We start from the raw sequence: 13,680 nt of genomic DNA, 5'->3' as shown, positions 1-13,680 counted from the left end.
TCATCCAATCGCGGAAGGCCCGAAGGTCCCCTCCTTTCCCCCRTAGGGCGTATGCGGTATTAGCAGTCGTTTCCAACTGTTATCCCCCTCGACTGGGCAGATCCCTAGGCATTACTCACCCGTCCGCCGCTCGCCACCTCAGAAGTAAACTCCCTTGTGCTGCCGCTCGACTTGCATGTGTTAGGCCTGCCGCCAGCGTTCAATCTGAGCCATGATCAAACTCTTCAATTAAAGTTTTGTTGTTTGACTCACGTCAAACGGCTCAATGAATTCTACTGTTTTGATTCGCTTTGCTCACTAAGAAGCATCACGTTTCAACTCATACATTACTGTATGTACATATTACTATGAACACTCAGTCACGCTTCTCGTTGAGAAGAATGACTTGAAAACATTGATTTAAATTTTTGACTGCCAACCCTAAGGTTAAGCAGTTTCGATTAACTCAACACCTGTGAGTGTCCACACAGATTTGCTTGATAAATTGTTAAAGAGCATGGTTAGCAGCTTATTCAGCGTTTAACCCTTGACCCCGCTGGGTCAGTGGATGCGCATTATAGGGATGTCAGATTTTACCGCAACCCCTTTGGCGCGAATAATTACGAAAAACGATTCAAGCGCACACTTTTTAAACTAAAAGTGTGTTTTAACGCCAATATTATCGAATCTATGCTGAATTAAGGGCAAAGATGAGATTAATCCAGCGCTAGAAATGACAAGAGCCAACCTATTGGTTAGCTCTTGTCATGTTAGATCACTTTTAACGCAAGCTTCCATTCAACAAGAGCAACAACCCACGCTACTGGCTACTGTGATAGTAGCTACTTGAGATGAACTTATAAGCAAATGTTTATCTGCTTATAAGTAATAGCGTAGCGACTAGCCTAGGCTTTTTAAGTAAGACGGCACATCGGCAATACTGTCGAGTACCACAGTGGCATCACTGTCATCGGCAATAACCTTACCACTGCGCACTAATATACGAGTAGTCACGCCCGCCGCTTTCGCTGCCTGCATATCTTCGGCTTTGTCGCCAACCATGACTGAGTGCGCTAAGTCGATTTTTAAGAATTGCGCCGCATCATTAAGCATACCCGGCTTAGGTTTGCGGCAATCACAATCGACCTTATATTCCCCTATGCCTTTCTCGGCATGGTGCGGGCAATAGTAAATACCATCGAGCTCGACCCCTTTGTCGGCAAAGTTCCAATCCATCCACTCCGTTAAGCTGTGGAATTGGTCTTCAGTGTACATGCCACGGGCAATACCAGATTGGTTAGTGACGACAACTAACTTGTAGCCCATTTCTTTTAAAGAGAGGCAAGATTCAAACACACCGTCAATATATTCGAAGTCATCCACTAAATAGACATAACCATGGTCTTTGTTAATCACGCCATCACGGTCTAAAAATACTGCTCGACTCACTGTAATACTCCCAAATCGCCTAAGGCGTTATCGCGCTATTATTCCATTCATTATCAGAAATTGCACCGCTGAAGTTATGCTTTTAGTGCTAAATTGCGCGTTAGTGATATTTCGTGGCTGTACAGGCAAATCTCTATGCACAGCTTGTGTCTATGCGAGATAGTAATTGTCCCACCAAATTAGAGTCCAAAAAAATCCAGCAGTGAGCTGAACAGCGTTTTTACAAATAATTGCCACCGTTGCCATCGAAGCCGCTCGCAAGGAATGCGCTTCAAATCGTAAGAGAAAACCACAAAAAACCCCGTCTTTTGGGCATTATTAGTCTCTTAGATGCTGCACTCAATCAAGCATTTCCCTTTATTTGTGGTGTTTTTAACGGTAATCTTGGGCAAATAACGAGAAAATACCCGAAATAGACGGAAATAATGAGTCGAACTACTCCTATCGTCCACAAAACCCGCACCCAGTTAGTTGTGGAAGTGCTCAGAGAGAGAATTCTTTCAGGTGACATAGCCGCAGGAGAACCCCTCAGACAAAGTGCTTTGGCTGAAGCGTTAAATGTCAGCCGTATTCCGGTGAGAGAAGCGTTATTGCAACTCGAAGCCGAAGGACTCGTTAAGTTTGAGCCCCATAAAGGTGCGACTGCGACAGTTTTATCCGTCGAACAAGTCACCGAACTTTTTGAATTACGTGCAATGATCGAAACCGATCTGCTTGCGAAAGCGATCCCACGACTTCAAGAGGCTGATTTAGAAAAAGCAGAACGTGTACTCGAGCAATTGGAGTCGGCCTTCAAACATGAAGATGCCGTCGCCAGTTGGAGCGAGTTGAATACGCAATTTCACACTTGCTTATATCAGGCGGCTAATCGCCCACACACCCTTGAGGTTGTTCACGGCCTCAATACTAATTGTGATAGATACATTCGTTTGCAGTTATTGCTCGCGGGGGGAATTCCTGCCGCAGAGCATGAGCACAGGGCTTTGCTCAACCACTGCAAACTGAGAGAAACAGAAAAAGCGACGGCGCTACTGCGTCATCATATTCTGCATGCCGCAATGACAATTCGAGATCTCGTCGCCAAACAGGTGGTCTAGATCACGGACGGCCATTAGAGTTGCCGATAAGCTTTGTTGTCGATTCAAGGCAGCGCTCAGGTTCTGCCTTTTTTATTTGAGAGAAACCACCATGCAGTACGCCACTATCACAGGTTGGGGCAAATGTGTTCCACCAGCCACGCTGACCAACGATGATCTTGCTACCTTTATCGAGACATCCGACGAATGGATCAAATCTCGCACAGGGATCAGCCAGCGCCATATCAGTCATGTAAATACCTCTGAACTTGCTTCAGTTGCAGCACAACGTGCGCTCGCAGCAGCGGGTATTGATGGCAGTGAAATCGACATGATCATTCTGGCCAGTGCCAGCCCAGACACTTTGATCCCAAATATTGCATCCACTGTACAAGCTAATATTGGCGCCAGTTGTGCCGCATTCGATATCAATGCTGCCTGCAGTGGCTTCTTATATGGCTTAGGTTTAGCCAGCTCACAAATCAAGAGTGGCCAGAGCAAGAAAGTATTAGTCATTGGTGCTGAACGTTTATCTTTCTATTTAGATTGGTCGCGCCGCGAAACCGCAGTGCTATTTGGTGATGGTGCGGGTGCCGTTGTGGTTGAAGCGACAGATGTTGCCGGTGGCGTGCTCGGTTATGAACTGAATAACGATCCTGAAGGTCGTGATATTCTGAAAGCGGGCTTTGGCACGGCGATGGACAGATTCTCAGCCGACTCATTGGACTTTTTCATTGAATTCGATGGCCAAGAAATCTTCAAGCGTGCGATTAACGGAATGAATAAATTGAGCACTAAAGTGCTTGAAAAATGTGGTGTTGATAAGGATGAAGTGGATCTCGTGATCCCGCATCAAGCCAACGAACGTATTATTGATACCTTAGTTAGCCGAATGAAAATCCCGAAAGAAAAAGCCTTCGTGAACATCGCTAATTATGGCAATACCTCGGCGGCGACGATTCCAATTGCGATTTGTGATGCGTTAGAACAAGGCATTATCAAGCCGAATCAAACCATACTCTCTTGTGCCTTTGGCGCAGGCTTAACCTCTGCCGCACTCTTGCTGCAATGGGGAAATCGTGTCACACCTATCAATATCAGTGATGCCGAGTTACCGCCTTGTGATAAAACAGGCATAGAGTTAGTCAAACGCGCTGTAGATTATTTTTGTAAGCCGTAAACGGTTTCTGCAAAACGATTACATAGTGTTTCACTAAAACATAAAAGCCATCTTAAGCGATGGCTTTTTTAGTATATGACTACAGAACTTATTCATTCAGCTTGCTAATGATCATCTCATCCCAATAGATAGCTTGATTAAAATGTTCGGCGAGTTTTTGATTTAACTCATTAAAGCCTTTAATCACGCCTTCGCTGCCACTAATACAAGACCAAACAAATCGATGGCAATTGTTGTCGAATAAATCATATTCCCGATACTGATAAATCGCCTGTTCAGCGCGGGGCAACACAGAGTCGGCAATAAGAGGCTGATGTTGGTGATTACAGGCAAGATAGATTTGGCTACCGGTCCGTCCCGCTAAAAAACGCTTTACCGATACAGCCCGCACCAGCCCTGAGCCATGTAACTCTACGAGGCAATCATCACCAAGCCAAATGCCAGTATGCTCAATCACGCCAAAAACATAACAACAGACGATACTGCCAGGAATTGGCGATACTTGTTTTAATCCCTTTTGCCATTGACTCGGCGGTGCCACCATAGCGCAATTGGCAACGGGGTACTTAGGGGCCTTACCGAGTAATCTGTCACGCTCAAGCTGTTGACGCTGCTGGCGCTCATCGGCCAGCAAAACCGCACCGATTACGGCACCACCCACCCAAAGTAAAGGTAACGGCATCATATTCTCCTACACACTCAACTTAGTAGAGTGAAGTACAAGTTGGTTGGATTGCCAAGTTAACGGCAGGTTGAATTTGAACAGAGGATTAAATGTAAACTGAGTTTAGCTTGTCAGTGATTAACCTAAGATGAAATCCAGGTGAAACCAATCCATCTCAAATGGATTCACTCACCACAAAGAGTGATTTCAGTTAACACTGACTAAGTCGATTTTTGCAGTAAATCAGCCACGGTAAGCTTTGCCGCACCGCCCATGGCGGCCATTTGCGCGAGTAATAATTCCCCACAAGCTAAGGCATCGGTCAGCGCGCTATGGGCTGTATAAATGGGTAAACTGTAACGTTCGCGACAAGCACCGAGACGCAAACTCCCCTCTTTAATCACTGAATGTTCCCGTAGTAAACGGTGCTTTTCAACCATTAAAGTATCGATTGCAGGTAAAACAAGGGCTTGATGATAAATCGTCAATAAATCCTGCTGTAAAAAACGACAATCTAAACGGGCATGATGTGCCACCAGCACGCGTCCATAGGTTTGATTGATAAACCAGCACATGGCTTCTTCAATGGTGACAGCTTGCACCAAATGATTGTCAAGAATGCCGTGGATCGTCGCGCTTTGGCCTACACTACCGCGAATTTGCACTAACTTTTGCTCGGCGCGTGCCAACGGGATCTCACCGCGCTCAATCGGCACCAATCCAATACTGAGAATTTGGTCTTGCTGTGGATTGAGCCCTGTCATCTCCAAATCCATCGCCGTTAACGGCGCTTCAGATAACGGCATTGCCAGCAGAGGCAACAGCGACTGATAATAGCCTTTAAATAAATGATGTTGGCAACGCAGCGCCCGCCAATTGAGCTGAGTTTTCAGCAACAATGTATTCATATCAAAAACTTCGCATAAATTTCATCTTCATCCCCGCCTGCGCCTCATGCACGACTTTAAAAGCGTCACGTAACTGATGACGAACCAGCGAAGACAAATGCCCAGGCAGCAAATAATTACTCACCTCTACCCCTTGATTATGTTGATAACCTTGGTTCGATAACCGCATATGGGCGATAAACTCGTGGGCATCAGCCAAATTGAGCGCATCTTGTCGATTGAGGATATTCGCATCCATCAAGGCACGAATACGTTTTGCGGTATTCACTTCTTTAATGCCCGCAGACAAGGCATAAACACGGGAAATATCGTTGATCAAAGCATTGCCCTTATGCTTCAAATCGATGCCTTTAACTTCACTACCATCCCGCTCGAGTACAAATTTGCGAAAAAATCCTAACGGCGGCGACTCCACCAGCGAATTGCCTGTCATACCCGCGAGGAAAATATCGTTATCGCGGGTTTGAGCCAAGACTTTATCCTGTAAGGCATCAAACAGGGTTTGTGGACCGTAAACCGATCGCATATCGAAGAAGATGCTGGCGTGCATTAACGCCTTAGGCTCAGGCGTTATGACCCATTTTTCAAATACCTGTTGCCACTGTTTGAGTGACATCCGCCATTGGGGATTTTGCGCCATAATATTGCCGGGACAAAATTCATAACCACATTGGTCAAGCCCTGCGCATACGGCATGGGTTAAGGCATCAAAATAACCTTTAGCAAAATCATCCATCTCTTCTGCGACTAACAAGCCATTATCTTGATCTGAACACGCAGCCTGATCTTGTCGTCCCTGCGAGCCAAATGCCAACCAGCAAAAGGCCATCGGCGGTTCACCAAGCAATTGTTGATTGAGCAAGATTAATCTCCGCGTCAGCGCATCGGTGACAGAGGTTAACACTCGGCCAATTTCTTCAGCTCTGGCATCGGCACTAATAAGATTTTGCAGCAATAGGGGAATTTGCTTACTGACACCAATTAAACTGGCAAGATCCTGCTGCCGTTCTATCTCACCAATCAACAGTAGCGGTTGTGAGCCCTGCCCGCGCAAGATGTCAGTACTGGTCACCATACCGATAGCTTTATCTTGATCGATAATAGGTAAGTGATGAATATTATGCTCACTCATCAGCAGCATGGCTTCAAAAATCAATGCATTGGAGGAAATCGAGATAGGTGAAACCGTCATGGCTTGATGCACAGCAACGCTGCCATCAAGCCCAGCTGCTAACACGCGATTACGCAAATCCTTATCGGTTAAGATGCCAACCAATTTATGATTATCCGTCACCAATAAGGACGATACTCGGCGATTTCGCATCAAGAGTGCCGCCTGAGTCACGCTAGCTTGGGCATCTATAACGATGGGAGTGGAAGACATCAAGGTACTTATCCGACTTGTGGTCGTCAGATCCTTTGCCTTAAAGCGGGCCTCATGGCGTAAACGCTTTGCGAAGGCGCGGGTAAAAAACTTATCGAAGTGACGACTCTCACTCCTAAGGCTATCAAACAAGGCTTGGGGCAGATGATAAACTAGACCGTCTTCAAGAATAGCGACTTTATTAACGACTTTTTCCCCTGATAACAAAGTAGAAAAGCCAAAAAACTCACCCTCACCCACTCTATCCACCAACACGCCGTCAGGATCGCGCACCTCAAAGGCGCCGCTACGCACCATATACAACTTAGGCGAATTCGCGTCGAAATTAACATAACCAGAGGCTTTGCTGTAATACCCAACAGTAACAGCCTTAGCGCAGCGCACAACAACATCCTCAGGCAGAGCATCAAAGGGCACAAGTCCCTGTAGAAATTGCACTACGGGTTGTAACTCACTGGCATTCATAGGCAACACCTTCTTTAGGCGAATTTTTACTGAGATGTCATCACTATAGCCTGCATTGTCGCTACGCTACATTCGACTAAAGTCAGCCGCAAGCATAATAAAGTGACTCCCCACAGAATCATAAAGGCTGGCCAAAAGAGCCATAAAAAAGAGCGCCGAAGCGCTCTCTTGTGTTGGTACTCACCATTACGCAGTAAGGTTAGTGGCCGCTTGCTTCACCCGAACCTTTAGGGAAACGAATCGATTCAACCATCTCCTGAACATGCAGTGGTGTTGCCGCAGTGACTCGACTCACTATCGCTGCCACACCGAAGTTCACTAACATGCCTACCATACCAATACCTTCTGGTGAAATACCCAGAAACCAGTTAGCAGCTATGTTAGCCGTTGGATCAACAAACTTGAAGTAGATGATATAACCAGCAGTAAACAGTAGACCCGTTAACATACCGGCAATCGCACCTTCTTTATTCATTGTCTTAGAGAAAATACCCATAACAATGGCAGGGAACAGTGAGGAAGCCGCTAATCCGAAGGCGAATGCCACCACTGCCGCCACGAAACCAGGAGGGTTCACCCCAAAGTAACCCGCAATCACAATGCCGATACCTGCCGCCAAGCGAGCGTATAGCAGCTCTTTTTTATCGGAAAGGTTAGGCATTAAATTCTTTTTCAATAGGTCGTGTGAAACCGACGTTGAAATCACCAATAGCAAGCCTGCAGATGTTGATAACGCTGCTGCTAAACCACCCGCCGCCACGAGGGCGATAACCCAAGCTGGTAAATTAGCGATTTCTGGCGTAGCAAGTACGATAATATCGTTATCAATCTTCATTTCATTTTTGCTAGCGGGATCTTCAATCTTACCTGACGAATAGTAAATTTTACCGTCGCCATTTTTGTCATCCCACTTAATCAAACCGGTTTTTTCCCAGTTCTTAATCCAATCTGGTGCAGACTCATAAGCCACACCTTTAGAATCGGGACCGTTAATAGTTTCAATCATGTTCACGCGGGAGAACGCTGCTAACGCAGGTACTGTGGTGTACATAATCGCAATAAAAACAAGCGACCATCCGGCAGTGATACGTGCATCCTTCACCTTAGGTACAGTGAAGAAACGCACGATAACATGGGGTAAACCCGCAGTACCCACCATCAAGGCTCCCGTAATACAGAACACATCTATCATGCTCTTAGAACCGTCGGTGTAAGGTGCAAAGCCGAGCTCAACCGAAACGTTATTGAGTTTTTCTAACAAATACACACCGCTATTATTACCAGCGGCATCCAGTAACTCAGCACCAAAACCAATTTGCGGTACTAAGTGGCCCGTCATCATCACTGAAAGGAAAATAGCCGGAACCATAAAGGCGAAAATCAGTACGCAGTATTGGGCAACCTGAGTGTAGGTAATCCCTTTCATACCACCGAGTACCGCGTAGAAGAACACGACCGCCATACCGATATATACGCCCGTATCCACATCCACTTCAAGGAAACGCGAGAACACAACACCCACACCGCGCATTTGCCCTGCAATATACGTAAAGCAAATAAAGATGGCACAGATAACCGCTACAGTACGTGCCGCCTGTGAGTAATAACGCTCACCGACGAAATCTGGCACAGTAAACTTACCAAATTTACGTAAATACGGTGCCATACAAAGGGCAAGCAATACGTAGCCGCCCGTCCAGCCCATCAAGTACACGCTACCATCGTAACCGACGAAAGACACAATACCCGCTAACGAAATAAATGACGCCGCTGACATCCAATCTGCCGCCGTTGCCATACCGTTCACCACAGGGTGAACACCGCCGCCAGCAACATAGAACTCTTTGGTTGAACCCGCACGGGTCCAGATTGCAATCCCAATGTAGAGCGCAAATGAGAGCCCTACGATAATATATGTGAGTGTTTGAACATCCATCTCAAAGCTCCTTAGTCTTCTTGTACGTTATATTTTTTATCTAAGGCGTTGGCTTTTGCCGCGTAGACAAAGATAAGCGCAACGAATACATACATAGATCCCTGTTGTGCAAACCAGAAACCTAATTTGAATCCCATGAAATGGACTTCATTGAGTACATCAACCAATAAAATGCCGCATCCAAAAGAAACTGCCGCCCAAATGGCTAATAAGCTCAGTACGAGACGAATATTCTCGCGCCAATAACCCTTTGCCTTGTCGTTGTTTTCAAAACCCATAGTGACTCCCCTGTGCTGTTTTAATTTTAAGTCATGTTTAATCTAGCAACAGCTGGTGTGAGCACAATCACGACTTTCGTCTAACCCGTGATTCAAAACACTGTCTGCAAATAGCGAATAGAAACAAATTCAAAGAGTTAACAATAACATTACATTTTGATGCGGTTTTAACTTTTTTAACAGGTTAGACCAATGTCGAACATGAATGAGTGGGATGTGAATGGAGAAAGAGGATTTTCATCCAATAAATAGAAATAACTTATTGTCTGAACTAGGGAAATTAGAAATTTAAATGACCTTTAATACGGCTCTAGACTGGCTAAAAATCAGATACTTGAGATTTTTAGCCTAGATTATTGAGAATTTTAATCATGAGTTCCTCAATTAATTAGAGACGTTAAATCTCTCATCAAACCTAGGTCAGCCCAATTGCTTACCGTTTTATTTCATCATGTCATTTCGTCACAATGTTAGGGTTTGACTCATAGTCACCTTGCAGGTTAACAACAAAAAATAACCCAGCCTATGCTGGGTTACTCAATCTACCTTGAGGAAACGTGACTAAAGGTTACTCGCAAAAAGCTACTTTCATCGCATGATACATCGCGTGCCGTCCGTCTATAAAATGCCGTTACTTCGCAGCTAAAAACTTCACTAACGCTGCCAATTCTTCTGCGGTATGTGCGGTTGAGGTCAGCATATAACGGCCATTAACCAGTAATGACGGTACCCCCTTGATCCCAGCAAGCTCAGCTTGAGAGTCATAATTCATTAGGGTGAATTTAGCATCGACGGAATTCATCGCGGCATCGACATCATCTGCCTTAGCGCCTTGGGCAAGGAAAAAGGCTTTTACTTGCTCAAGGGTGGTAAATTGCTCACCTTTCTCATGAATTTGCTTAAAAATGGCACCATGGGTTTGCTTAGTCATCTTTAATTTTTGCGCCATATAATAGGCAAACTGGCTCAATTCCCAAGCAGGACGACCTGCACCAACGGGGGTACGCTCAAAGGCCACATCTTTGCCAAGCAGCTTTACTGTCGACTCAATGAGCGGTTCTTGCTTATAACAATGTGTGCAGTTATAAGAAAAAAACTCCCGCAGCACTGGCTTTTGTGCTTCGGTAATGCCCGCCACAGTGACATAATCCTTGCCTTCTTCGAAACTTGCAGCCTGCAGGGCAAAGCTGGCACTCAGCATTAATCCGCACGCAAATACTGCTATAGGTCGAACTCGATTAAACACGCTCATTATATTGTCTCTTTTTATTCGTCATTTGTTTAAATAAGGATTACACATTTGCTCAAGCAAATTTGGAACTCAAAGATAACCTAAAAGTTCAACTTTTACCTTTTACAGTAATGAACCTTTCTCAACATGACGCTAGCATATCCAGCGGCGAAACATACTGATATCGAAAGCCTAAATCCGTGACAATCGCGTCAGCTTGGATGACTTTACTCGGCATAGATTGTTGATTAAATTCTGGCGCGACTAAACCTAGAGATTCGGCAGCAGCTTGATAAAACTCAGCTTTAGTCGGATGTGAAGGTGCGCAAAGATTATAAATCGGCGCCACTGATAATCCAGAATGAGTTGCCGCGAGAATTGCGCTAACCGCGCGCACACAGTCACTAAGATGGACTAAATTTACCGCGACATTCGCCCCACTCACATCGGTTTTTCCAGCAAGAAAACGCCCAGGATGACGTTTAGGACCGACGAGCCCAGCAAAACGAACGATACAGGTATGGGGCAATGCTTGAAATAAAGCTTCAGCATCTAACAGCACTTGGCTATCGCTTGATTCTGCCATCGCATCGGCTTCTGTCATCAATTTATCTTGGGTCGGATATACGCCCGTAGTGCTGATAAACACAATCCGCTGATATTGCCAGCCTTGAGTTAATGCGATGAGTTGTTGTAATTCTTCAAGATAAGCGGCATTACCACGCTTTAGCCGTGGAGGAATATTGACCACCAGATAATCAGTCTGAAATAAACCGCTTAAAGCCTGAGCATCGGAGGCAGATGATGCTTCGTGGCCCAATTGCAGCGGATAGGCTTCAATCCCGACTTCAGTTAATACCGATAATTCTTCGGCACTGCGCTTACAGCCAGTGACTCGATAGCCTTCATGGACAAGTTGCTTTGCCAAAGCAAAACCAAACCAACCACAACCGACCAAAGCAACACTGGATTTTACTGCGCTGTTTTCTGCTTTTACATTCGCCATATTAGCCCTAAGGGAATCACATCAGCGGATAGAATACGGAACTTAGCGCATAAGATTCAAGCTTGTAGCGAACTAAAATAAAAACTAATCCCTTTATCGACTTGTAAGGTACGAATAGCACCCTCGGACAACTCTTCCGCCTTGATGGCTTTTTGTACTGTCACGCCTTCATTACTTAAAAAACGCAGCGATGGCTCACTGCCATCCTCTTTGCAGGCCCACACTTGGGGTTGACTCACATCTTTAGTCGTCATCATGACTTTTGCGATACAGCCATCGGAGAGTTTCACTATGGTTCCTGGTGGATAAATACCGAGAATTTTAACCAAAATAGCGATTAAAGATTCGGCATGTTTAGTGGCCCGATTCTTAAACAAATAACCTAAAGCGACTTGAGGGGAGGATATTTGTTGACCACTGAGCTGTTGATCGTAGTCATTTGCCAAACTCACGATCTGCGTAATGATAGGAATTTTATGGTCAGTTAACCCATCAGGGAAACCTGAACCGTCAATAAACTCATGGTGGTGTAGCACAATGTGTAGTACTTCTTTAGGGAATAATCCGGAACGATTGAGCATGTCATAGGCGAAATTAGGGTGCATTTGCAGATAATTTGACTCATGAGGTGTTAAGGCTCCGCGCTTACGGCGAATAACATCAGGTACCTTAAGTTTTCCAATATCATGTAACAAACTACCAAGAGCAATATCACGCAGTTCCCTTGGGCTTAAATCCAGTGCATGGCCCATCATCATTGCTAATACTGCCACGGAGACGCCGTGCTGGGTCACACTGACATCGTTATCATCCATTCCAACCAAAGTGAGGAAAGGTTTTTCAACTTCCTGTAGATGGCTGAGCAAGTCTTCTACCAGTGCCGCCGATAATCGATAGGCACCTTCGGGATCACTGGCTATCTTGCCAAATACATTTCGGCAGTTATTTACATTCTCAAGGAAACGCTTTTGGCTTAAACGTATCGCCTTACGGGTATCGGCCTTAAGATCTCGCTCAGGTGGAACTTCAATTTCATCTTCAACATCCTCATCTTCCCTAACAGTCTCCGAGCCGGGATTCAATTCAGATAACAAAAAAACATAGGGAACGCCTAAGCCACGGATCATTTCGATTTGAGCGGCACTGCTAATATCAACACGGTTAAATAAAAAAGGGTGGTTCGTCCATGACAAAGGCAACTTGACTCTCATGCCAAGTTGAATTTCTGACAGTAACAACTTTTTTTGAGGTACTTTTGCCACGCAATATGACTCCTTTCAAATGTAATGTGGATATAAACAGATGGCCTCATCTGCGTATCCAACAGGGCACATTTAAGCTAAGTACATATAACTATAGATGATTCAAAGCATTCAATGGAGAAATAAGGTAAAAATCCTTATCAAACTGAGGGATAGAACACATCGTCATGTGCCCCACCGCTCAGATCTAAATAAAGTTATTATATAACAATACGATAAAAACTAAGGCTGAAGTTCTTTAGCTTCTTCTTTTGGCCAATCACGGAGGTAATAACTGAGTCGCTTCGATTTAATAAGATAAATACTCGACCAAAATAACATTAAAGCATCTAAAGCAAGACTCCAATGAAACAGAAATTGGCCATGGATCAATCGCTGACCCAACAAAACGCCATCAATAATCAACAGCAACCACAACCCCCATTTTAAATGCACAAAAATCGGTCTTAACCATTGGGGCGAACGTCGACGTTCAGCTATCACCACAAGATAAATCAAAACCGCGCCAAGTCCCGCCCCGAGTGCTAGCAAAAAATCTGACTTTTCAGGGTAAAAAATCCGCACTAACTCAGAACGGTCACCCATCTGAGTCAGCGAGGCGATAAAAATACACCAACCACGCGCGAGATAAGCCAAAAGCGCATATAAAAAGATGGGCGGTTTAATGTGGCCTTTATCATCGAGCCAAGTGATGTGACTAAAATTCAAATAGGTTTCCAATCAGCAAAATCTAAAACAGCATATCAAGGAGATGGTGCCAATCGCGGTTAATTCAATAGCCAAAGCAGATAATCTTTCCGCACCTTGATTATTTTCAGACAAAAATAGCGCCTTGGGCCAGGCGCTATTTAATATCTGCTAT

General features: G+C 45.0%; 12 protein-coding genes and 1 rRNA gene. 2 read left to right on the top strand and 11 right to left on the bottom strand.

Annotation, left to right across the window (positions count from 1 at the left end; all coding sequences use genetic code 11):
* Window positions 1–231: ribosomal RNA gene (locus L5L77_RS18550) — 16S ribosomal RNA — on the bottom strand; the annotation flags it as partial.
* A gap of 648 nt (window positions 232–879) precedes the next feature.
* A complete protein-coding gene (gene gmhB / locus L5L77_RS18545; protein WP_219253763.1) occupies window positions 880–1,428 on the bottom strand; it encodes a D-glycero-beta-D-manno-heptose 1,7-bisphosphate 7-phosphatase in 549 nt (182 codons plus the stop codon).
* Window positions 1,429–1,853: 425 nt separating this feature from the next.
* On the opposite strand from gmhB, the gene L5L77_RS18540 reads away from it, so the two are divergent.
* Together L5L77_RS18540 and L5L77_RS18535 are read left to right on the top strand one after the other, a co-directional pair.
* Window positions 1,854–2,525, top strand: a complete 672-nt coding sequence (locus tag L5L77_RS18540) for a GntR family transcriptional regulator (RefSeq protein ID WP_028760950.1) — start codon at window positions 1,854–1,856, stop codon at window positions 2,523–2,525.
* Between the two features lie 91 nt (window positions 2,526–2,616).
* On the top strand, window positions 2,617–3,684 hold the full coding sequence (locus L5L77_RS18535) for a ketoacyl-ACP synthase III (RefSeq protein WP_028760951.1): 1,068 nt from the start codon (window positions 2,617–2,619) through the stop codon (window positions 3,682–3,684).
* An 88-nt stretch (window positions 3,685–3,772) separates the two neighbouring features.
* Here L5L77_RS18535 and L5L77_RS18530 read toward each other — a convergent pair whose 3' ends face one another.
* The 9 genes from L5L77_RS18530 to L5L77_RS18490 form a co-directional block, all read right to left on the bottom strand.
* Window positions 3,773–4,366 (bottom strand): lecithin retinol acyltransferase family protein, encoded by a 594-nt coding sequence (locus tag L5L77_RS18530; RefSeq protein ID WP_263163315.1) that lies wholly within the window; start codon window positions 4,364–4,366, stop codon window positions 3,773–3,775.
* 203 nt (window positions 4,367–4,569) lie between these two features.
* Window positions 4,570–5,256, bottom strand: coding sequence for an exonuclease domain-containing protein (locus L5L77_RS18525; RefSeq protein ID WP_263163317.1), 687 nt, complete (start codon window positions 5,254–5,256; stop codon window positions 4,570–4,572).
* A gap of 1 nt (window position 5,257) precedes the next feature.
* Window positions 5,258–7,105, bottom strand: coding sequence for a DUF294 nucleotidyltransferase-like domain-containing protein (locus L5L77_RS18520; protein ID WP_263163319.1), 1,848 nt, complete (start codon window positions 7,103–7,105; stop codon window positions 5,258–5,260).
* A 199-nt stretch (window positions 7,106–7,304) separates the two neighbouring features.
* The gene (locus tag L5L77_RS18515; RefSeq protein WP_131523557.1) at window positions 7,305–9,041 is read right to left on the bottom strand and encodes a sodium:solute symporter family protein; all 1,737 of its coding nucleotides are present in this window, start codon (window positions 9,039–9,041) and stop codon (window positions 7,305–7,307) included.
* An 11-nt stretch (window positions 9,042–9,052) separates the two neighbouring features.
* Window positions 9,053–9,319 carry a DUF4212 domain-containing protein gene (locus L5L77_RS18510; RefSeq protein ID WP_006082142.1) on the bottom strand — a complete coding sequence of 89 codons (267 nt, stop codon included), beginning with the start codon at window positions 9,317–9,319 and terminating at the stop codon, window positions 9,053–9,055.
* Between the two features lie 631 nt (window positions 9,320–9,950).
* The gene (locus L5L77_RS18505) at window positions 9,951–10,571 is read right to left on the bottom strand and encodes a thiol:disulfide interchange protein DsbA/DsbL (protein ID WP_263163321.1); all 621 of its coding nucleotides are present in this window, start codon (window positions 10,569–10,571) and stop codon (window positions 9,951–9,953) included.
* 121 nt (window positions 10,572–10,692) lie between these two features.
* Entirely contained in the window at window positions 10,693–11,556 is an 864-nt protein-coding gene (locus L5L77_RS18500; RefSeq protein WP_263163322.1) for an SDR family oxidoreductase, read from the bottom strand.
* Window positions 11,557–11,612: 56 nt separating this feature from the next.
* The gene (locus tag L5L77_RS18495) at window positions 11,613–12,818 is read right to left on the bottom strand and encodes an HD-GYP domain-containing protein (protein WP_173244162.1); all 1,206 of its coding nucleotides are present in this window, start codon (window positions 12,816–12,818) and stop codon (window positions 11,613–11,615) included.
* Window positions 12,819–13,040: 222 nt separating this feature from the next.
* Complete coding sequence (locus tag L5L77_RS18490) at window positions 13,041–13,526, bottom strand: DUF2919 domain-containing protein (RefSeq protein ID WP_131523553.1); 486 nt, start codon at window positions 13,524–13,526, stop codon at window positions 13,041–13,043.
* Between the last annotated feature and the right edge of the window lie 154 nt (window positions 13,527–13,680).

The sequence above is a fragment of the Shewanella sp. SM29 genome (assembly GCF_025654245.1).
GTDB classification, from domain to species: domain Bacteria; phylum Pseudomonadota; class Gammaproteobacteria; order Enterobacterales; family Shewanellaceae; genus Shewanella; species Shewanella oncorhynchi.
The sequence above is the reverse complement of the archived record's forward strand: the minus strand, read 5'-3'. Positions and strand labels throughout refer to the sequence as shown.

Excerpts from the sequence above, each read along its gene's own strand:
- L5L77_RS18540 (WP_028760950.1), top strand. The coding sequence starts at position 1,854 with ATGAGTCGAACTACTCCTATCGTCCACAAAACCCGCACCCAGTTAGTT.
- L5L77_RS18535 (WP_028760951.1), top strand. The coding sequence starts at position 2,617 with ATGCAGTACGCCACTATCACAGGTTGGGGCAAATGTGTTCCACCAGCC.
- L5L77_RS18530 (WP_263163315.1), bottom strand. The coding sequence starts at position 4,366 with ATGCCGTTACCTTTACTTTGGGTGGGTGGTGCCGTAATCGGTGCGGTT.
- L5L77_RS18525 (WP_263163317.1), bottom strand. The coding sequence starts at position 5,256 with ATGAATACATTGTTGCTGAAAACTCAGCTCAATTGGCGGGCGCTGCGT.
- L5L77_RS18520 (WP_263163319.1), bottom strand. The coding sequence starts at position 7,105 with ATGAATGCCAGTGAGTTACAACCCGTAGTGCAATTTCTACAGGGACTT.
- L5L77_RS18515 (WP_131523557.1), bottom strand. The coding sequence starts at position 9,041 with ATGGATGTTCAAACACTCACATATATTATCGTAGGGCTCTCATTTGCG.
- L5L77_RS18510 (WP_006082142.1), bottom strand. The coding sequence starts at position 9,319 with ATGGGTTTTGAAAACAACGACAAGGCAAAGGGTTATTGGCGCGAGAAT.
- L5L77_RS18505 (WP_263163321.1), bottom strand. The coding sequence starts at position 10,571 with ATGAGCGTGTTTAATCGAGTTCGACCTATAGCAGTATTTGCGTGCGGA.
- L5L77_RS18500 (WP_263163322.1), bottom strand. The coding sequence starts at position 11,556 with ATGGCGAATGTAAAAGCAGAAAACAGCGCAGTAAAATCCAGTGTTGCT.